This is a genomic window from Mesorhizobium sp. M0184 (assembly GCF_040322215.1).
GTDB lineage: Bacteria > Pseudomonadota > Alphaproteobacteria > Rhizobiales > Rhizobiaceae > Mesorhizobium.
This window is the reverse complement of sequence record NZ_JAMYSZ010000009.1, coordinates 77,622-95,272: the sequence shown is the minus strand read 5'-3', so window position 1 is coordinate 95,272 and position 17,651 is coordinate 77,622. Positions and strand designations below refer to the sequence as shown.

The window sequence follows — 17,651 nt, the reverse complement described above, 5'->3', positions numbered from 1 at the left end:
TACGGTTTTCAATAACGCCCTCCACCTCACCCTGCAAGGTGGACTTGTCCAGGTTCGTTGCTGACTGAACTTGCACATCCAAGGTCGCCGTCCCCCCGGACCTGAAAAAGAACTGGAGGCATGTCGGATCGCCGTCATGGGCCGCGTCCTTGGTTCGAGCTGGCGGAGGAGCCAGTGCTCACAACGACCGGAGGGAACATCAATGACCATGTCTCAGGCAGCACCCGTCTCACCGCGTGCCCTGTGGGCCGGCCGCGTGCTCAGCGCCGTCATCGTGCTGTTCATGATCTTCGTCGGCGTCATCAAGCTACCGCCGCTCGAAATCGTCACCCAGACCATGGTGCAGCTCGGCTGGCCGGCCGATGCCAATGTCTCGCGCATGCTCGGCACCATTGGATTGGTCTCGACAGCGCTTTACGCGCTGCCAGGCACCTCGGTGCTCGGCGCCATCCTGCTCACCGCCTATCTCGGCGGCGCCGTCGCCACGCATGTGCGTATCGGCAGCCCTTTGTTCTCGCACATACTGTTCGGCGTCTATCTCGGCGCCGTCCTCTGGGGTGGCCTGTATCTGCGCGATCCAAGGGTGCGCGCATTGTTCCCGTTCAGCCAATAGCGGCGACATCGAAAGCCGTTCGATGCTGGCCACGCTGCCAGAGCGGGCGCGGTCTGCGCCGCCTTTCTACTCTTTGGATCAAATTGAGCGCCGCCGGGCGGCAGCCGATCTTCTTCTTTGGATCAAATCGCCTGGTTGCGAGTTAGGGGGTGCAGCGGCGAGGACGGCACCCTGTTGGAGAGGAACGACAATGAAAAAGGTGATGATCTTGATGGCCTTGCTGGTCCCGCTCGGTGCCTGCTCCCGTACTGAGCAAGGCGCGGCAGTTGGTGGCCTGGGCGGTGCGGCGGTCGGCGCTGCTGTGGCCGGCAACCCGACCAAGGGCGCGGTGATCGGCGGTGCGGCCGGCGCTTTGGCCGGTGCACTGATCGGCCGCGCCAGCGAAAGCGGCCAATGCCGTTATCGCGATCGTAACGGTCGTGTCTACGTTGCGAGTTGCCCGGAAGGCTATTGATCGGGCCGCATCATATGGATGCAATAGCAAAACGGCGGGCAGGGCCCGCCGTTTCGTGGTTGTGGAGATGATTTATTCGGCGGTCGCGCCCTCGGCCGGCGCTGCTGCAGCGGCGGCAACAGCGGCTGCCGCATCTTCCTGCGCCTTCTTCAGCAGCGCTGCGCGCTCCTGCGCCTTCTTGCCGGGCTCGGCCTTTTTCGGGTTGGCGCGCGCTTCGCGCTTGGCGAGGCCGGCCTCGTCGAGGAAGCGCAGCACGCGGTCGGTCGGCTGGGCGCCGTGCGACAGCCAATGCTTGACACGCTCGGCGTCGACCTTGACGCGTTCGCCGTCCTTGGGCAGCAGCGGGTTCCACGAGCCGAGCGACTCGATGAAACGGCCGTCGCGCGGCGAACGGGCGTCGGCGACGACGACGTGGTAATAGGGACGCTTCTTCGAGCCCGCACGGGCCAGTCGGATTTTCAGTGGCATTTCTTTTCTCCTAAAAAGCTCTGATTTGGTTGATCGGTTGGTGGCTGGTCCTCAGCCGGTTTTCGCTACGCCGTTGGATGCGGCGATCTGCTCGTGATGGCGGATCACTTCGCGGACGACGAAGTTCAGGAATTTCTCCGCGAAATCCGGGTCGAGATGGGCGTCCTTCGCCAATTGGCGAAGACGGGCGATCTGCTCCTGCTCGCGTGCCGGATCGGCAGGCGGCAGGCCATGCTCCGCCTTCAGAACGCCGACCGCCTTGGTGCAGCGGAAGCGCTCGGCCAGCATGTGGATCAGCGCCGCGTCGATGTTGTCGATCGAGGCGCGATAATTGACCAGCGCCGCGCGCGCGTCGGCCATGTCCTTTTCTTCGTTCATGGCGCCCTCACTTCTTCTTGCCGAGGCCATTCTTGCCAAGCATTGGCAGCCCGCCACCGCCCGGCAGGCCGGGAAGTTTCATGCCGCCGGGCAGCCCAGGCAGGCCACCGCCACCGGGAAGACCACCGGGCAGGCCCTTCATGCCGCCGAGCCCGGCCGCCTGGGCCTGCTTCTGCAAGGCTTCGAGCTGCTTGGGGTCCATCTTGGAGAGGTCCGGCATGCCGCCGCCCATCATACCGCCTGCGCCGCCAGGCATCATGCCGCCGAGCCCCATCTTGGAAGCGAGGCCGCCCATCATGCCGCGCATCAGGCCGCCGCCTTTGCCCTTGCCGCCCATCGCCTTCATCATGTCGGCCATGCCGCGATGCATCTTCAACAGTTTGTTGATTTCGGCTGCGTCGGTACCCGAGCCGGCGGCGATGCGCTTCTTGCGCGAGTGCTTCAGAATATCGGGGTTGGCGCGCTCGGCCTTGGTCATCGACGAGATGATGGCGAGCTGGCGACCGAACATCTTGTCGTCGAGCCCGGCGGCGGCCATCTGGTCCTTCATCTTGCCCATGCCGGGCATCATGCCCATGATGCCACCCATGCCACCCATTTTCGACATTTGCTGAAGCTGGCCGGCGAGGTCGTTCAGGTCGAACTTGCCCGACTGCATCTTCCTGGCCATCGCCGCGGCCTGTTCGGCGTCGATGTTCTCGGCCGCCTTTTCGACGAGGCTGACGATGTCGCCCATGCCGAGGATGCGGTCGGCGATGCGCTTGGGGTGGAATTCCTCCAGCGCGTCCATTTTTTCGCCGGTGCCGATCAGCTTGATCGGCTTACCGGTGACGGCGCGCATCGAGAGCGCCGCACCACCGCGGCCGTCGCCGTCCATGCGGGTCAGCACGAGGCCGGTGATGCCGACGCGCTCGTCGAAGCTTTTTGCCAGATTGACGGCGTCCTGGCCGGTCAGCGAATCGGCGACCAGCAGGATCTCGTGCGGCGACGACATCTTCTTGATGTCGGCCATCTCGACCATCAACGGCTCGTCGATATGGGTGCGGCCGGCCGTGTCGAGGATGACGACGTCATGGCCGCCGAGCTTGGCCGCCTGCACGGCGCGGCGGGCGATATCGACCGGCGTCTGGCCGGCGACGATCGGCAATGTGGCGACCTTGACCTGCTCGCCGAGCTGGCGGAGCTGCTCTTGCGCGGCGGGACGCCGCGTGTCGAGCGAGGCCATCAAGACTTTCTTGTTTTGACGGTCGGCGAGGCGCCTGGCGATCTTGGCCGAGGTCGTCGTCTTGCCGGAACCCTGCAAGCCGACCATCATGATGACGACCGGAGCCGGTGCATTGAGGTCGATGGCGACGCCCTCGGCGCCGAGCATCTCGACCAGCTCGTCATGGACGATCTTGACGACCATCTGGCCGGGCTTGATCGACTTGACCACGGCGGCGCCGACGGCCTTCTCGCGCACCTTGTCGGTGAAGGAACGCACCACTTCCAGCGCCACGTCGGCCTCGAGCAACGCACGGCGCACCTCGCGCAGCGCCGCCGAGACATCAGCCTCCGACAAGGCGCCGCGGCCGGTGAGGCCGTTCAGGATCGAACCAAGACGTTCCTGTAGCGATTCAAACATTCTTTTTCCTTTTCCCTGGCACCCGGATGATGCCCGAGAGGTAATGCGTTCGCGCCAACTGTCCAAGCAAAAGCCGGTCCGGGCAAAGCCCAAAGCCAAAAAGCACCCGGGGGCGCACAGCGCTGCCGGGTGTTGGCCTCCGGGATCGATTTACAGCACTTCACCTCAAAGAGGTTTCGGCGTCCCGGTCGGTTTGCTCGGAGGAATACTCGTCGCGGAATTCGCGGCGTGTAGACAGGAAATCGGCCGCAGAGTCAAGCTTTGGTCAAGCTTTGCGTCAAATAGCTCAGGACGACCAGGCAATGCACATCAGCGCACGCTGCCGGCGCGCGCCATATCCGGCTCGACCTTCAGCGGTGAGCGCGGATGTAAAAGCAGCAGAACGGTCAACAGGCTGCTGACGATGCCGATCGAAGCGATGAGGACGGCGTCTGAAGTCGTCCAGCCGGCGGCTTCGAGCGGCTTGGCGTTGAACAGGGCGAAGGAATTATAGCTTTGCTGGTGCGAAATCAGCAGGAAGCCGGTCAGATTGTTACCGAGATGGGCACCAAAGCCGGCACCGAGATTACCGGTTGCATAGACCAGAAGCGTTAGCAGCAGCGCAAAGGCGGCGATCGAGGCCAGCACGCAGGCATTGATGGCAGCGCTCGAACCTGGGCTCCAGTGCAGGGAGGTGAACAGCAATCCCGGCAGCAGCGCCCAGATGAAAGGGTTCCGGAACCGGCTCGCCAGGCCCCTGAGCAGATAACCGCGAAACAGCATCTCCTCCGACGAGGTCTGCAGAAAGGTCAGGGCGGCGATCGGGATCAGGAACGAAAGCCACGCGGACAGGCCGATCGCGCCGCGCGCGATGTCGGGCTGCAAACCATAAAGCAGGATCTCGGAAAGCAGCGAGGTGATCAGCACCGCGGTCAGTCCTTTCAGGAACCCCGACCAAGAAATGCGCCGGCTGACGCCAATCAGGGCTGTCAGCTTCTCGCGATGGATCCAGCGCATGGCAGCCCAAAGGCCGAGCCAGATTCCGGCAAATGAAGCCAGCGCCGCGAGGATGCCCGCAGGAGAGGCCATTAAATCCTGCACCGCTCCTCCACCTGGCGGGGCGGTGCCAGACGATGCCTGCCAAACGGCAAAGGCATAGGTGCCGCCGAACAGCACGGCGGCAGTGGTTCCGAGCCAGAACAGGATGACGACCACCGCTCCAAGCAGAAGCCGCAGCAAAGTGGTCTTGTTGTTGGCGGTGTGCCGGTACTGTTGGAAGGCGGTTGGGTCGATCGTCACGCGGGCTCGCTGGCTGGTGCTTCGGCTCGCAAGGTCTAGAACATCGGCCCCAATGTGGAAACCGGTATTGCAGCGGCAATACCGGCTTGTGGCAATGTCGGGAGTGCGAGCGGCCGCCATTACAGGGCGACCGCCCTGTTTGTATCGTCAGCGCACGACGTACATGATGCGCCTTGTGTCCGGATCGATCAGCGCCGGCTGACCGTTCACATAGACGTAGCGGTAATCATAGTCCGGAATCTCGCGCAGCTCGACGGTGTCAGGCAACGTCGCGCCCGTCACCACCTCGCCCTCGAGATAGACCGGATCGAGCCGATGCGTACGTACATAGGTACGGATCTCGGCCGGCGGTCTCCGGATAGGTTCGATCGCCTCGCCGGCGACGATTGCTCCGGTATAGCTGTCGGAATACTCGACGCTATCGGCGGGCGGCATCACGACGGCAATGTCGGCGCTGGCCGGACGCTGTGTCAGGACCACACGGCTGCCGCCGAAATCGGCCGTCACATAGTCGGAATAGACCCAGCCCTGGCCGTTAGCCTCGGCGATAGTGCACCATTTGCTGTTGGCGATGCAGCCGTCGAGCGTCGCCGACTGGCCGGCCGCGAGCACGCCGATCACCGGATATTGCGGGCCGGGGCCGGCGCGTACATTGAGATCAGTGATGGCCGAGACGGCGGTGTCGGCCAATGCAGAGCCCGACATCGCTATGAGCGCTCCGGCCACCGCCGGAAACAATATGCGTTTCATGGTCTTCTCTCCGTTTCACAGTCCCTTGGCACGGAAAACGAAGCAAAGCCGCATGCGTTCCGGCTAAAAGGCTTCGGCCGGCTCACGATTTGTTCCAGTCGTTTTCGGCAGGTCGGTCAAAAGCTCGTGAACAAAAGCAAGTTTTTGCGCCGCCACGTCCGAGATGACGAAGGGATAGAGATCGGGCAGGCCCATGCAGCGGTTGATCGAGTTGGACGCCTCCGACAGCACCAGCCAGCGGTCGAGAATCCTTTCGAAAGGCTCTGGCCTGGAGGCGGGTTCCGATGGTGCCGGCTGCAGCTTGCCGCCGGTGTCGGCGCGCGGCAGCTCGTTGGCTTCAACGGTTTCCAGCCGGCCGAGCGGGAAATTCAGGGCATGCACCATCTCCAGCGTGTCGGTGATGTGCATGTGATGCGCCCATGTCTCGGCCCAGTCCTCCCATGGGTGCGACGTCGCATAGGCCGAGATATGGCGCTGCTGCCAGTCGGGCGGCGCGCCATCGGCATAATAGGTCTTCAGCGCCTGTTCGTAGCCGGCGCGCTCGTCGCCGAACAAAGCGCGAAAACCGGCAAGCTTTTGCGAATCGTCGCGGATCAGGCGGTCCCAGTAATAATGGCCGAGCTCATGGCGGAAATGGCCGAGCAGTGTGCGGTAGTTCTCGCCCATCTCGACGCGCCGCCGTTCGCGCTCTGCCGAATCCGCCTCGGCGACGTTGAGCGTGATCCGGCCGTTGTCATGACCGGTCAGGATACGTTCGCCGCCCGGACCGCCGCCGATCGGATCGGCAAGAAAATCGAAAGCGAGACCGATCTCGTCGCCAACTTCCTGCTTGGGTGCGACCGGCAGGCCGAAGGCGAGCAGCGAATAGACGGCACGCTTCTTTGCCGCCTCGACACGGATCCAGCGGCGGCGGTTGCCGTCGACCGACAGATCCGGGATCAGCTGGTTCAGCGCACAGGCGCGGCAGAAGGCGTGGCCGGGCTCCGCCATCCAGTTGCAGGCGCATTCGTCGGCATTGGTGCAATGGAAGACGTCGGCGCCGGACAGCGCGAAGCGCGCATGCTCGGGATCGTAGAGCACGAGGCTGGCGCAGTTCAGGCATTGCGCGTTCTCGAAATAGAGACGGTGGCCGCAATGCGGGCAGTCGAAAAGCTTCATTGGCGTCTCAAATCATTCGAAATGCGGAGGACGATACGAGCAGGAGAACGCCAAACGCATGTCAGCTGCCCACGTTCCTGCCGGCCGATGCTATTTTGCCGCAAGCTGGGCGACGACCTCCTTGGCCACTGCCTCGCCCGACAATCTAGCGCCGCCGCAGGTCTGCATCAGCGGACCGGCCAAATGTTCGCCGGCGAAGAAGATCTTTTCCGCCACGGGCTGCATCAGCGTGGCGCGCGCTTGCGAGCGGCCGGGCCGCGCCGCCGCATAGGCGCCGCGCACGAACCGCTCAGCGCCCCAATTGGTCATCATTGCGCGTCCGACATGCTTTCGTATGTCGCCGCCAAAGATGCCGCAGAGCCGGTCGACGACGAAGTCGATGCCAGCCGCCTCGCCCGCCGCCGACATCTCCCAAGCGAAATCGCCGCCGACGAAACCGACCATCAAATCGAGGTCGAAGGGAAAGCAGAGGAAGTAGATGTCGTGCCGGGCCAACCGCTCGATCAGCAAATCGTCGAACGGCTCCAGGCCGAGTCTTGTACCGGATATTTCGACCGGCAGCTTGGTCAGCATGCCCATCGGCAGGTCGAAGAAGGCGGCGAAATGCGCATCGGGGAGTGCAGGCGAGAACGCAATCTCCTCGAAGGCGAGCACTGCCGGGGAGGCAGTGACGATGACCGCCTTGGCGCAGATGGTACCGCGATCGGTGACGCAGGCTACGCCCGGCCCATCCCAGACGATCTTGCGCACCGGCGTCGACAGTTCCACTGGCACATCGGCACCGAAGCGGGCAACCAGCGTACCGAAGCCTTCCCTGGTGAAATAGTTCGGATCGAGATCGGCGGCGGCCTGAAAGTCGCGGATCGATATCTCGTCCTCGTCGGCGCCGAAATCCATCGGCCCGGCGAAGGTTGCGGCGGCGCGCGGCGCGTGTCCCTTGGCGAGCAATGCCGAAAGGCGGTCGTCGTCGCCTTCCCTCACCTGATGTGCCGCCACCAGTTCGAACAGCCTTGCGTCGGCCACCTTCATCGCCGCCTCCTCGGCTTCGCTTGCCTTTCGCTCACGGTAATAGAGATGATCGACATTCATGTCGTGGTGATGAAGCGTCCAGGCAGCGGCCTTCGCCTCGGGAAAGTAGGGATTGCGGTCCGCGGCATGCAGCCAGGCGCAGCCGATGTCGAACGGCACGCCGAAATGCTGGTCGCTGGTCCAGGCGCGGCCGCCAATGCGGTTCATCGCTTCCAACAATTTGAAGGAAAAACCGGCAGCGCGCAGGGTCTTGGAAGCCGAAAGCCCGGCTGAACCGGCGCCGATGATCACGACATCAACGTCTTCCATGCTTATTCTGTCCCCGCCACAATAATTACTTGATCGTAGGCAAATTCCCGGGCGTCCGCCAGTGTGGTGGATTTGAGGTTCCTGCTGTATTGAGTGCATCGGCGCAGCGCCGGGGCAGTGACAAGCAGGTGTTTCGCAGGCAAGTTCGCAATTGGGAACGTGATTCAGGCAACCAGGAGAGCAGCATGGCATTTCTTGCCAAGGGGAAGATGTTTGTAGTGGCCACGGTGGTGGCGGTGCTTGCGCTGGCGACGGGCGCGCAGGCGGCGGCCAGCTGTGGCAAGAGCGGCGCCGGCTTTGAGGCATGGAAACCGGAATTCGCCGCGGAGGCGAAGGCCGACGGTGTCGGCTCGAAGGGTCTGGCCGCTCTGGCTCGCGCAACCTACGCGACAAAGACGATCTCCGTCGACCGCGCCATCCATAAGGCTTTCAGCGGCTCGGTGGAAGCTTTCATGAAGCGCCGTGGCGCGTCCGCGATCATTGCCAGGGGCCGTGCGCTGAAGAAGGCCAATGCTGCGCTGTTCGACAAGATCGAACGGAATTACGGCGTGTCGCCGGGCGTGTTGCTCGCCATCTGGGGTATGGAGACCGGCTTCGGTTCCGCCATGGGCAACCAGAATACGGTCTCCGCCATTTTAACGCTGGCCTATGACTGTCGCCGTCCGGAGTTCTTCTACCCGCATGCCATTGCGGCCCTGAAGCTGGTTGATCGCGGAGCGTTGAGCGCCGCGTCGGTCGGTGCCGCGCATGGCGAGATTGGCCACACGCAGTTCCTGCCCGGAAATGTTTTGACGTATGGTGTCGGAAACAAAAATCTGCGCGACAAGAGCACTGCGTTGGCTTCTACCGCCAACTTCCTCAAGGGTCATGGTTGGCGACCGGGCGCCAGCGCGCAGGCGAATATCGGCGCAATTGCTGGCTGGAATTCGGCGAGCGTCTATCAACAGGCCATCGCCCGCATGGCCACGGCGATCGATGCCGACTGACAGGATATAAACGCAAAAATGACTGGGCTCGGTTGGAAGCGCGAGGCGAGCATGAAGAGTCTCGCAACAGCGCAGGGCTTGCCTTGCCCTTTGGAACCTAGCTAGGACAGGCGATGATCTCGCTCTCGATCGTTGATTTCGATGCGGACCCCGAGGGGGTGACTGCGATCCTAAGCCTCGAACCGACACGCATAGTCCGCAAGGGCGACCCGATGCGTAACGGTTCCCCGCGCAAGAAGAATGGATGGAGCCTCGATGGTCCGCGGCAAAGGCTCCGGAGTGGGGCCGAGCACGAGAATGCGGTCAACTACCTGATCGAGCAGATGCGAGGTCGGGAGGAGGCCTTCGCACGGCTGCGGCAGGAAGTGCGGCCAAAGCAGATAACTATCTACGGCGGGTTCTATCAGCCCTACGACGTACAGTGCGGCATTTGGCTTGAGCCGTCTGCGATGAGGGTGCTCGCGGATTGCGGTGTTGGCTGGAGCCTCGACCTTTTTGTTGAGGACGAAGCTCACCAACATGGAAATGAGGTGTGAGCAGGCGTCCTGTCCGCATTGGGTCGTTTGCCGACTGGCTGGTTCCAAATTTGAGCGGAGTCTGATTCATAAGGGCATGAGCCGATACGATCTGACCGACTTCGAATGGCGCGTCATCGAGCCGCTTTTGCCCAACAAGCCGCGAGGCGTGCCGCGTGTCGATGACCGTCGCGTGCTGAACGGCATCTTCTGGGTGCTGCGATCGGGTGCGCCATGGCGTGATCTGCCCGAGCGCTACGGCCCTCGCACCACTTGCTACAACCGCTTCGTTCGATGGCGGAAAGCAGGTGTCTGGGATCGGCTGATGGACGCCACTACCGAGGCCCATGACGGCACGGTGCAGGTAATGAGTCTACGTCCTAGTTTTCTCGGATCGTTTTCAGCTTTCACGAGATCGGTAGAGCGCCCAGCCCGCTGTTCGGATGTCAGCGCTGGCGGTTACGCGCCGCCAGTGTCCTCAGCCTGAGCGCGTTGAGGCGGATGAAGCCTTCGGCATCCTTCTGATCGTAGGCGCCGCGGTCGTCCTCGAAGGTGACCAGCGCGTCGGAATAGAGCGTCTTCCTCGACTTGCGGCCTGTGACAATCACGTTGCCCTTGTAGAGCTTCAGCCGCACGGTGCCTTCGACGTCTTCCTGGCTCTTGTCGATCATCGCCTGCAGCATCAGCCGCTCGGGCGCGAACCAAAAGCCGTTGTAGATGAGCTCGGCGTAGCGCGGCATGAACTCGTCCTTGAGATGGGCGGCTCCGCGGTCGAGCGTGATCGATTCGATGGCCCGGTGGGCCGATATCAGGATGGTGCCGCCGGGGGTCTCGTAGACGCCGCGCGATTTGATGCCGACGAAACGGTTCTCGACCAGGTCGAGCCGGCCGATGCCATTGTCACGGCCGAGATCGTTCAGCGCCGCCAGCATCGTTGCCGGCGACAGTTTCTTCCCGTTGAGCGCAACCGGGTCGCCCTTGAGGAATTCGATCTCGATCTCGGTGACCTCATCGGGCGCATCCATCGGCGAGATGGTGCGCTGGTGGACGAATTCCGGCGGCTCGCTCCACGGGTCTTCCAGCACCTTGCCCTCGGAAGACGAATGCAGCAGGTTGGCGTCAACCGAGAACGGCGCATCGCCCTTCTTGTCCTTCGGCACCGGGATCTGGTGCTGCTCGGCGAAGTTGATGAGATCGGTGCGCGACTTGAACGACCAGTCGCGCCAGGGTGCGATCACCTTGATGTCGGGGTTGAGCGCATAGGCCGACAGCTCGAAACGCACCTGGTCGTTGCCTTTGCCGGTGGCGCCATGCGCGATTGCATCGGCGCCGGTCTCCCTGGCGATCTCGACAAGATGTTTCGAGATCAGTGGCCGGGCGATCGAGGTGCCGAGCAGATAGGTGCCTTCATAGACAGCGTTGGCGCGGAACATCGGGAAGACGAAATCGGATACGAACTCCTCGCGGACATCGACGATGCGGATATCCTTGATGCCCATCATCTCGGCCTTGCGCCTGGCCGGCTCCAGTTCGCCACCCTGGCCGAGATCGGCGGTGAAGGTGACGACCTCGGCGCCGAGTTCGGTCTGCAGCCATTTCAGGATGATCGAGGTATCAAGGCCGCCGGAATAGGCGAGCACGACTTTCTTGACGGCTTTTGCTTTCGACATGGTGGGCAGTTCCGCGACAGGGGTTCTTCGCGGGCGAGGTATCACGGCGTTTTAGGCCAGCGCAAGGGACGAACGATGCCTGGACCAGATGCTTCATCTCCAAGAGGCTGGCGAGGACACGGCTCTTGCGCTATGGCTGCGCCGTCTTTTGCCCCTACGAGACGAGCCATGTCCTTCATCCCCGACAGTACGACGCTTATCCAGTTCTCCATCGCCACCTTCATCCTGGCGATCACGCCCGGGCCTGACATGACGCTGTTCGTCTCGCGCACGCTGAGTCAGGGCCGTGCCACCGGCTTTGCCTCGATGGCCGGCGCCTTGTGCGGCACGCTGATTCACACCACGCTGGTGGTGGTCGGCGTCTCGGCGCTGATCGTCGCCTCGCCGATGGCGTTCTTCGTGCTGAAGATTTTTGGCGCCGGCTATCTGGTCTTCCTGGCATGGCAGGCGATCACAAAAGGGTCGGCGTTTTCACCGGAGAAGAAGAGCGGGCCGCAGATCTCGCTGTTCCGTAGCTGGGCGGCGGGGCTCGGGGTCAATCTGCTCAACCCGAAGATCATCCTGTTCTTCATGACCTTCCTGCCGCAATTCGTCTCCGCGCATGATCCCGACGCGCCGGGAAAGCTGTTCTTCCTCGGCGCGATGTTCGTCGTGCTGGCGATCCCAGTGACGGCGCCGATGGTGCTGGCGGCGGAAAAATTCTCGGCCGCGATGAAATCCAGCCCGCGCGTCACCCGCGTCGTCGACTATCTGTTTGCCGGAGTTTTTTCGGCCTTCGCGCTCAAGATCCTGACGGCCCAGGCGAAATAGGGCGTCCGATCTGACGCCAGCTTCCGGCCGAGCGCCCGGCGCTCAGCCAGTAGAAAATACCGCCGACCATACCGCAGCCGATCACCGCCAGCATGACGCTGGTATTGGTAACCTCGAAATTGGCATCGGCCGTCTGGTGGACGAAGCCAAGGAAGACCGCCGAGACCACAGCACCCGCCAGCGCATAGAACAGCCAGTCACGCCGGCCAAGGATCTCGGAGACGAGGATGGCGATGGCGGCCGGCATGAAGGCGAAATAGGCGACGAACAGCGCGACGAAGGGGATTGAAAACCACAGCGACGCCTGCGCCGCCGGTTGCGTCTCGTCCGTTATCAGCCCAAGAGACGCCAGGAACATGACGTTAAGGAAGGCGCTTGCCGCCAGCGAAGCCACGCCGTAGCCGACAAGGATGACGGCGAAGCGGATCAGATAGGCGACGACGCGATTCACGCCTCGCCATGCCCTGCGATCATCATCGCTTCCAGCGCCAGCCGGTCGACCTTGCGCATGCGCTCGGACTCCGACTTGAGCTGGCCGCAGGCGGCCAGGATGTCGCGGCCGCGCGGCGTGCGGATCGGCGAGGCATAGCCGGCATTGTTGATGTAGTCGGCGAATTTCTCGATCGTCTCCCAGTCCGAGCACTGGTAGTTGGTGCCCGGCCACGGATTGAACGGGATCAGATTGATCTTGGCCGGGATGCCCTTGAGCAGCTTGATCAGCGCCTTGGCGTCTTCGATCGAATCGTTGACGTCCTTCAGCATCACATATTCGAAGGTGATCCGCTTGGCGTTGGACAGGCCGGGATAGGCGCGGCAGGCAGCGATCAGTTCGTTCAGCGGATACTTCTTGTTGATCGGCACCAAAAGGTCGCGCAGATCGTCATTGGTGGCGTGCAGTGAGATCGCCAGCATGACGCCGATCTCTTCGCCGGTGCGGAAGATCTCCGGCACGACGCCGGAGGTCGACAGCGTGATGCGCCTCTTCGACAGGGAAAGCCCGTCGCCGTCGGATGCAATCAGCAGCGCCTTCTTCACCGCCTCGAAATTGTAGAGCGGCTCACCCATGCCCATCATCACGACGTTGGACACTTTCCTGCCCTCGGCCGGCACGATGGCGCCGTCGGGCGTGTCGCGGTCGGGGAAATCGCCGAGCCGGTCGCGGGCAGTCAAAAGCTGGGCGAGGATTTCCTCGGCGGTCAGGTTGCGCACCAGCTTTTGTGTGCCGGTGTGGCAGAAGGAGCAGGTCAGGGTGCAGCCGACCTGCGAGGAGATGCAGAGCGTGCCGCGGCCCTCTTCGGGAATGTAGACCGTCTCGATCTCGACCGGCCGGCCAGCGCCGCGCGGCGGAAAGCGGAACAGCCATTTGCGGGTTCCATCGGAGGAAATCTGCTCCTCGACGATCTCGGGCCTGGCGACGGTGAAATGCCTGTCGAGCGCGGCGCGCAGATCCTTGGAGATGTTGAACATGCCGGCAAAATCGGAAACGCCGCGCACATAGATCCAATGCCAGAGCTGTTGGGCGCGCATTTTCGCCTGGCGCTCCGGCACGATGCCGGCGGCGACGAGGGTGGCCCCGAGTTCGGCGCGCGTCAAGCCGATCAGCGACGGCTTTTCAGGCGTCGTGCGGGTGCGCAACGCGTCACGCGCGCCTTCGGCGGTAAGATCGAATGAAAGGGTCATTGTTGCGCCAATATAAGCGATTTGCGGCCGAATACAGCATCGTGCCCGAAATGAAGCGCGGCGCATAGCACAGGTTAGCGGCGGAGTCATGCCGGGGTTCTTCCTTCTCCCTTGTGGGAGAAGGTGGCCGAGCGAAGCTCGGTCGGATGAGGGGTGTTCCAGCTTGGCGCCGACGGCGTTCCGTCCAACACCCCTCTTCCGTCTCGGCGCTGCGCGCCGATCCACCTTCTCCCACAAGGGGAGAAGGGAAGACCGCGCCTAACCGCCTACTTGCACTTGGCGATCGAGGCCAGCGCCGCCGAGATGCCCTTCAGCGAGAAGACGTAGGTGGTGGTGTTGCCGCGGCCGGACTTGGCCGACACCTTCATGTCGGTGCCGGTCTTCATCGCGGCGATCAGCACCGGCTCCTCGGCGGCGTTCTCGACCCAGGCCGACTTGCCGCGCGTGAACATCGAAAAAGACTTCTTGTCGATGGTGACGGTGGCCTTGGAACCTTCCTGGAAGGTATAGCCGGCGATGAATTGCGGCTCGTAGGACACTTGCTGCCCCGGCCGCTGGCTGACGAAGAAGAACATGTCGCCATGATCGAGCGTCGGCGGCTGCTTGTCGGTTGGCACCGTCAGGACATAGCAGACCTTGCCGCCGCCCGACGCCTGATAACTGTAGGTGCCCCAGGCATTATGCTGGCCGATCTTGGTTGCCGACTGCGCCAGCGCGGGCGCCGTCAAGGCCACCAGGGCCAGGCTGGAAACTATAGCAATCAATCCGCGCATCGCTTTTCCCGTATTCCACTGGTGCGGCGGCAGGCCGGCTCGGCGTCCTGCCCGTCGCTTCATTTTGATTTAATCTGGGTTACCAAACGGTGAATTTCCCTGAGAAAAGGATGTTCACGCCAGGAAACCGCCGCCGTCTTCGCGCTGCCGCTCGAAAAAGCGGCTGTCGCACTGTCCCTGCCGCGACTTGGAGGCCACGAAAACGGCAAGAGTTTGACTTTTCAAGCAGCTAGGTCTTGCAGCCATCCTGGCTTTTCTGAGATACGTGACGAATTTCCCTGCAGGCGGTACCATGTCTGCGTTCGCCGCCACGGCGCTCGGCCAGGGTGCCTCCCTGGCGGCTACGGGAGATTGGCCATGGCCGTTTCCGAGACAGTCCTGATCCTCGCGGGCGGCACAGCCGTCCTGGCGATTGTGTTCGGCGTACGTGTCGCCATGCGGCGGGCGGCCGGTGGCGCGGTGCGCCGGTCGGATGCCGGGGAGACGGCGGGCGGATCGGGCGCCCCCGACGTGGCCGGGGTCATTGCGCTGCCACCTTTGATCTTCCTCGGCTTCCTGGTGGCGGCAACCGTGCTTGAGGTGCTCGTGCCGCTCCCGGTCATGGCCGGGCAGGCGCTCGCCCGCTATCTGGCTGGCGCTGTGCTCGCGGTGTGCGGCTTCGTGTTCATCTTTATGGCGGCGGGCCGCTTTCAGGCCGCTGGCACCAACATACCACCGACCTTGCCGACGACGGCGCTGGTCGTCGACGGCATCTATCGGCGGACCAGGAATCCGTTCTATCTGGGAACGACCCTCGTCTATCTGGGCCTCGGCGTCGCGGCAGGAAGTCTTTGGGCTATTGCGCTCGTCATCCCGCTGCTGTGGGTGATCAATACCGGCGTTATCGCGCCGGAAGAGCGCTATCTCGAGCGGAAGTTCGGAGATGCCTATCGCGCCTACAAGGCGCGGGTGCGGCGGTGGGTTTGACGGCCGGAGAGTCGGTTCTCACGCGATTTTTTGCGCCGCACCGGCTCAGCTCTTGTCGGCGATGGCCTGCCTGGCGGCGAGCCGGTGCGCCGGCGTGATGTGGGCGCTGACGGCGGTAATCGCGGCGGTCAGCACGGCGATGTCGTCGGTGAAGCCTAGCCCAAGGATGAAATCGGGGATGACGTCCGTCGGCAGCACGAAATAGCCGAGCGCAGCAAGCAAGGTGCCCTTGGCGCGAAGCGGCGTCTTCTTGTCCATGGCACAGTAATAGGCGGCGACCACCTCTTCCATGAACGGGATCTGCCGGGCGGCCTTCTTCGCCGTACGCCAGAACTTTTCGCGCACTTCGCTCTCGTTGCCCGGCTTGCTGCCGAGGCCGAAGAAATCAAAACCGGATTTTTGCGCCATCAACCTCTCCTTGCGGCCGTCGCGTGACTTCACGCGTGACCGCGAGGCAAAATGTGGTGAAAGCCGAACCTCGCTGCAAGGTGCAGATAGGCTCAGCCGCCGAAATAGCGGTTCATTTTCCTGGCCAGATCGAAATCCAGCGCGGTCAGGCCGCCGGCGTCGTGCGTGTTGAGGGTCACGTTTACCGTCTTGTAGACGTTCGACCAGTCGGGATGGTGGTCCATCTTCTCCGCGGCCAGGGCAACGCGGGTCATGAAGGCAAAGGCTTCGGAGAAATTCTTGAAGGTGAAGCTGCGGGTGATCGAGCCACCATCCTTGGCCAGCGACCAGCCGTCGAGGCCGGCAAGTTCGGCGCGGATCGCCTCTTTTGCTAGTTTCTCCCTGGCCATGTCCGTCTACCGCATGATCCGCGAAGCGTCGGCGGCGCCAACCAAACGGCTGGCGACGCGGTTGTCAGCACCTGAAAGCGGCCAGGCCTCCTCGACGACGTAAGGCCCGCCGCCGACCGAATCGCGCGACGACATCAGCACGAAGCGGCCGATCCGGAACGGCAGCGTCGAAAAATTGCCGCGCGCCGACAGATACTGGGCGACATCGAGCGGGCTGGAATTGCGCAGGCGGGCCAGCGTCACATGCGGCATGAACTTGCGCGGGTCGGCCGGGATGCCGAGCCGCTGGCAGATGCGCTCGATCTCGGCCTGCAATGCGGAAAGATCGGGCGAAGCGGCGACCCCGGCCCACACCGCATGCGGCTTCTTCTGGCCGAAGGCGCCGACGCCGGACAGCGTCAGCGGGAAGGACGGGCGGTGAACACGGTCAAGCGCATTGGCGATTTCGTCGGCGACATGGCCCTCGACATCGCCGATGAAGCGCAGCGTCAGATGATAGTTTTCGACGTCGATCCAGCGGGCTCCGGGCAGGCCGCCCCTGAGCAGGGACAGCGAAAGAGCGGCATCACGCGGTATTTCGAGGGCGGTAAAAAGACGCGGCATGGCAAGCCTCCTGTCCTCGAATCGAACTCTTGCCCTAGCGAATCATCGATATTCGAACGGGGCAAGGGGTTTGTTGGTCGCAGGCCTGCCTAAAAGCTTCCCCTGCGGAAGGTGTTGCGACGGCGAACCCTCGCCTTCAGGAATTGCCCCGGACCGCTTCAATGGTCTTCTCCACACTGGGTAGGATACCCTCGACGATGCGGTCGACGCCTCGGGCGTTTGGATGAAGGCCGTCCTCGAGTTGCAGGACGGATTGACCGGCGATGCCCTCGAGAAAGAAAGGATAGAGCGGCACGCCATATTTTTCAGCCAGTCTCGGAAAGGTCGCGTCGAAGGCGTTCTGGTAGTCGGCGCCGAGATTGGGCGCCGCGCGCATTCCGGCAAGCAAAACGGCGATCTTGCGCTGCTTCAGTTTTGCCAGCATGGCGTCCAGGTTCTTTTCCGCTATGGCGGGCGAAACGCCGCGCAGCATGTCGTTGGCGCCGAGCTCCAGGATGACGAGTTGCGTGCCGTCCGGCACCGACCAGTCGAGCCGCGACAGGCCGCCGCTTGTCGTATCGCCGGAGACGCCGGCGTTGGCGACCGTGACATCGTAGCCCTTGGCGCGCAGCGCCGCCTGCAGCTTCTCGGTGAAGCCCTGACCTGGCCCGAGGCCATAACCCGCCATCAAGCTGTCGCCGAAACCGACAATGGTGAACGGTTCGGCGCGCGCCGACGAAATGGCGCCGCAAATGGCGAGGAAAAGGGCGAAGGCTGCGGCAAAGGTGTGTTTGAAAGCCATGCGGCAGGC

General features: G+C 63.1%; 21 protein-coding genes and 1 pseudogene. 7 read left to right on the top strand and 15 right to left on the bottom strand.

The genetic code is table 11. The annotated features are described in order from the left end of the window. Window positions 1-202: 202 nt before the first annotated feature. Together NKJ23_RS13560 and NKJ23_RS13555 are read left to right on the top strand one after the other, a co-directional pair. Window positions 203-613, top strand: a complete 411-nt coding sequence (locus NKJ23_RS13560; RefSeq protein WP_352680620.1) for a DoxX family protein — start codon at window positions 203-205, stop codon at window positions 611-613. A gap of 190 nt (window positions 614-803) precedes the next feature. Continuing rightward, window positions 804-1,067 carry a YMGG-like glycine zipper-containing protein gene (locus NKJ23_RS13555; RefSeq protein ID WP_023680734.1) on the top strand — a complete coding sequence of 88 codons (264 nt, stop codon included), beginning with the start codon at window positions 804-806 and terminating at the stop codon, window positions 1,065-1,067. A gap of 72 nt (window positions 1,068-1,139) precedes the next feature. On the opposite strand, the gene rpsP is transcribed toward NKJ23_RS13555, so the two are convergent. The 7 genes from rpsP to NKJ23_RS13520 form a co-directional block, all read right to left on the bottom strand. Then, window positions 1,140-1,535: a 30S ribosomal protein S16 gene (rpsP, locus tag NKJ23_RS13550; RefSeq protein ID WP_023680733.1), complete on the bottom strand. Its 396-nt coding sequence runs from the start codon at window positions 1,533-1,535 to the stop codon at window positions 1,140-1,142. Between the two features lie 51 nt (window positions 1,536-1,586). Next, a complete protein-coding gene (locus NKJ23_RS13545; RefSeq protein WP_023680732.1) occupies window positions 1,587-1,913 on the bottom strand; it encodes a chorismate mutase in 327 nt (108 codons plus the stop codon). 7 nt (window positions 1,914-1,920) lie between these two features. Next, complete coding sequence (gene ffh, locus NKJ23_RS13540; protein ID WP_352450210.1) at window positions 1,921-3,537, bottom strand: signal recognition particle protein; 1,617 nt, start codon at window positions 3,535-3,537, stop codon at window positions 1,921-1,923. Window positions 3,538-3,846: 309 nt separating this feature from the next. Beyond that, window positions 3,847-4,815 (bottom strand): CPBP family intramembrane glutamic endopeptidase, encoded by a 969-nt coding sequence (locus tag NKJ23_RS13535; RefSeq protein ID WP_352680619.1) that lies wholly within the window; start codon window positions 4,813-4,815, stop codon window positions 3,847-3,849. A 147-nt stretch (window positions 4,816-4,962) separates the two neighbouring features. Further along, the gene (locus NKJ23_RS13530; RefSeq protein WP_352680618.1) at window positions 4,963-5,565 is read right to left on the bottom strand and encodes a DUF1236 domain-containing protein; all 603 of its coding nucleotides are present in this window, start codon (window positions 5,563-5,565) and stop codon (window positions 4,963-4,965) included. Between the two features lie 63 nt (window positions 5,566-5,628). Beyond that, complete coding sequence (locus NKJ23_RS13525; RefSeq protein WP_023680728.1) at window positions 5,629-6,723, bottom strand: zinc-binding metallopeptidase family protein; 1,095 nt, start codon at window positions 6,721-6,723, stop codon at window positions 5,629-5,631. A 90-nt stretch (window positions 6,724-6,813) separates the two neighbouring features. Then, the gene (locus tag NKJ23_RS13520) at window positions 6,814-8,061 is read right to left on the bottom strand and encodes a flavin monoamine oxidase family protein (RefSeq protein WP_352680617.1); all 1,248 of its coding nucleotides are present in this window, start codon (window positions 8,059-8,061) and stop codon (window positions 6,814-6,816) included. Window positions 8,062-8,246: 185 nt separating this feature from the next. Here NKJ23_RS13520 and NKJ23_RS13515 point away from each other — a divergent pair, with 185 nt between their 5' ends. The 3 genes and pseudogenes from NKJ23_RS13515 to NKJ23_RS13505 form a co-directional block, all read left to right on the top strand. Continuing rightward, window positions 8,247-9,047, top strand: a complete 801-nt coding sequence (locus tag NKJ23_RS13515) for a lytic murein transglycosylase (RefSeq protein WP_352680616.1) — start codon at window positions 8,247-8,249, stop codon at window positions 9,045-9,047. Between the two features lie 113 nt (window positions 9,048-9,160). Beyond that, entirely contained in the window at window positions 9,161-9,583 is a 423-nt protein-coding gene (locus NKJ23_RS13510) for a DUF4279 domain-containing protein (protein WP_352680615.1), read from the top strand. Between the two features lie 76 nt (window positions 9,584-9,659). Beyond that, window positions 9,660-9,923: pseudogene (locus tag NKJ23_RS13505) on the top strand (IS5 family transposase); the annotation flags it as partial. 85 nt (window positions 9,924-10,008) lie between these two features. On the opposite strand, the gene NKJ23_RS13500 reads toward NKJ23_RS13505, so the two are convergent. After that, window positions 10,009-11,232: an argininosuccinate synthase gene (locus NKJ23_RS13500; RefSeq protein ID WP_352680614.1), complete on the bottom strand. Its 1,224-nt coding sequence runs from the start codon at window positions 11,230-11,232 to the stop codon at window positions 10,009-10,011. A 168-nt stretch (window positions 11,233-11,400) separates the two neighbouring features. Between NKJ23_RS13500 and NKJ23_RS13495 the strand changes: the two genes are divergently transcribed. Continuing rightward, window positions 11,401-12,042, top strand: coding sequence for a LysE family translocator (locus NKJ23_RS13495; RefSeq protein WP_023679833.1), 642 nt, complete (start codon window positions 11,401-11,403; stop codon window positions 12,040-12,042). Here the strand turns inward: NKJ23_RS13495 and NKJ23_RS13490 are convergent. The 3 genes from NKJ23_RS13490 to NKJ23_RS13480 form a co-directional block, all read right to left on the bottom strand. After that, the gene (locus tag NKJ23_RS13490) at window positions 12,014-12,493 is read right to left on the bottom strand and encodes a hypothetical protein (protein WP_352680613.1); all 480 of its coding nucleotides are present in this window, start codon (window positions 12,491-12,493) and stop codon (window positions 12,014-12,016) included. The two genes, NKJ23_RS13495 and NKJ23_RS13490, sit on opposite strands and share 29 nt — an antisense overlap. Then, window positions 12,490-13,722, bottom strand: coding sequence for a dual-specificity RNA methyltransferase RlmN (gene rlmN, locus NKJ23_RS13485; protein ID WP_352680612.1), 1,233 nt, complete (start codon window positions 13,720-13,722; stop codon window positions 12,490-12,492). The genes NKJ23_RS13490 and rlmN overlap by 4 nt, the downstream gene beginning before the upstream one ends. 266 nt (window positions 13,723-13,988) lie before the next feature. Then, complete coding sequence (locus NKJ23_RS13480; RefSeq protein WP_023721899.1) at window positions 13,989-14,495, bottom strand: invasion associated locus B family protein; 507 nt, start codon at window positions 14,493-14,495, stop codon at window positions 13,989-13,991. Between the two features lie 357 nt (window positions 14,496-14,852). Between NKJ23_RS13480 and NKJ23_RS13475 the strand changes: the two genes are divergently transcribed. Next, entirely contained in the window at window positions 14,853-15,461 is a 609-nt protein-coding gene (locus NKJ23_RS13475; RefSeq protein ID WP_352680611.1) for a methyltransferase family protein, read from the top strand. 45 nt (window positions 15,462-15,506) lie between these two features. Here the strand turns inward: NKJ23_RS13475 and NKJ23_RS13470 are convergent, their stop codons facing one another. The 4 genes from NKJ23_RS13470 to NKJ23_RS13455 form a co-directional block, all read right to left on the bottom strand. Further along, on the bottom strand, window positions 15,507-15,869 hold the full coding sequence (locus NKJ23_RS13470; protein WP_031212728.1) for a YkvA family protein: 363 nt from the start codon (window positions 15,867-15,869) through the stop codon (window positions 15,507-15,509). Window positions 15,870-15,961: 92 nt separating this feature from the next. Beyond that, window positions 15,962-16,258: a 4a-hydroxytetrahydrobiopterin dehydratase gene (locus NKJ23_RS13465; protein WP_023679826.1), complete on the bottom strand. Its 297-nt coding sequence runs from the start codon at window positions 16,256-16,258 to the stop codon at window positions 15,962-15,964. 6 nt (window positions 16,259-16,264) lie between these two features. Further along, window positions 16,265-16,861, bottom strand: coding sequence for an RNA 2',3'-cyclic phosphodiesterase (thpR, locus tag NKJ23_RS13460; protein WP_352456356.1), 597 nt, complete (start codon window positions 16,859-16,861; stop codon window positions 16,265-16,267). A 136-nt stretch (window positions 16,862-16,997) separates the two neighbouring features. After that, window positions 16,998-17,642 (bottom strand): arylesterase, encoded by a 645-nt coding sequence (locus tag NKJ23_RS13455; RefSeq protein WP_352450197.1) that lies wholly within the window; start codon window positions 17,640-17,642, stop codon window positions 16,998-17,000. Between the last annotated feature and the right edge of the window lie 9 nt (window positions 17,643-17,651).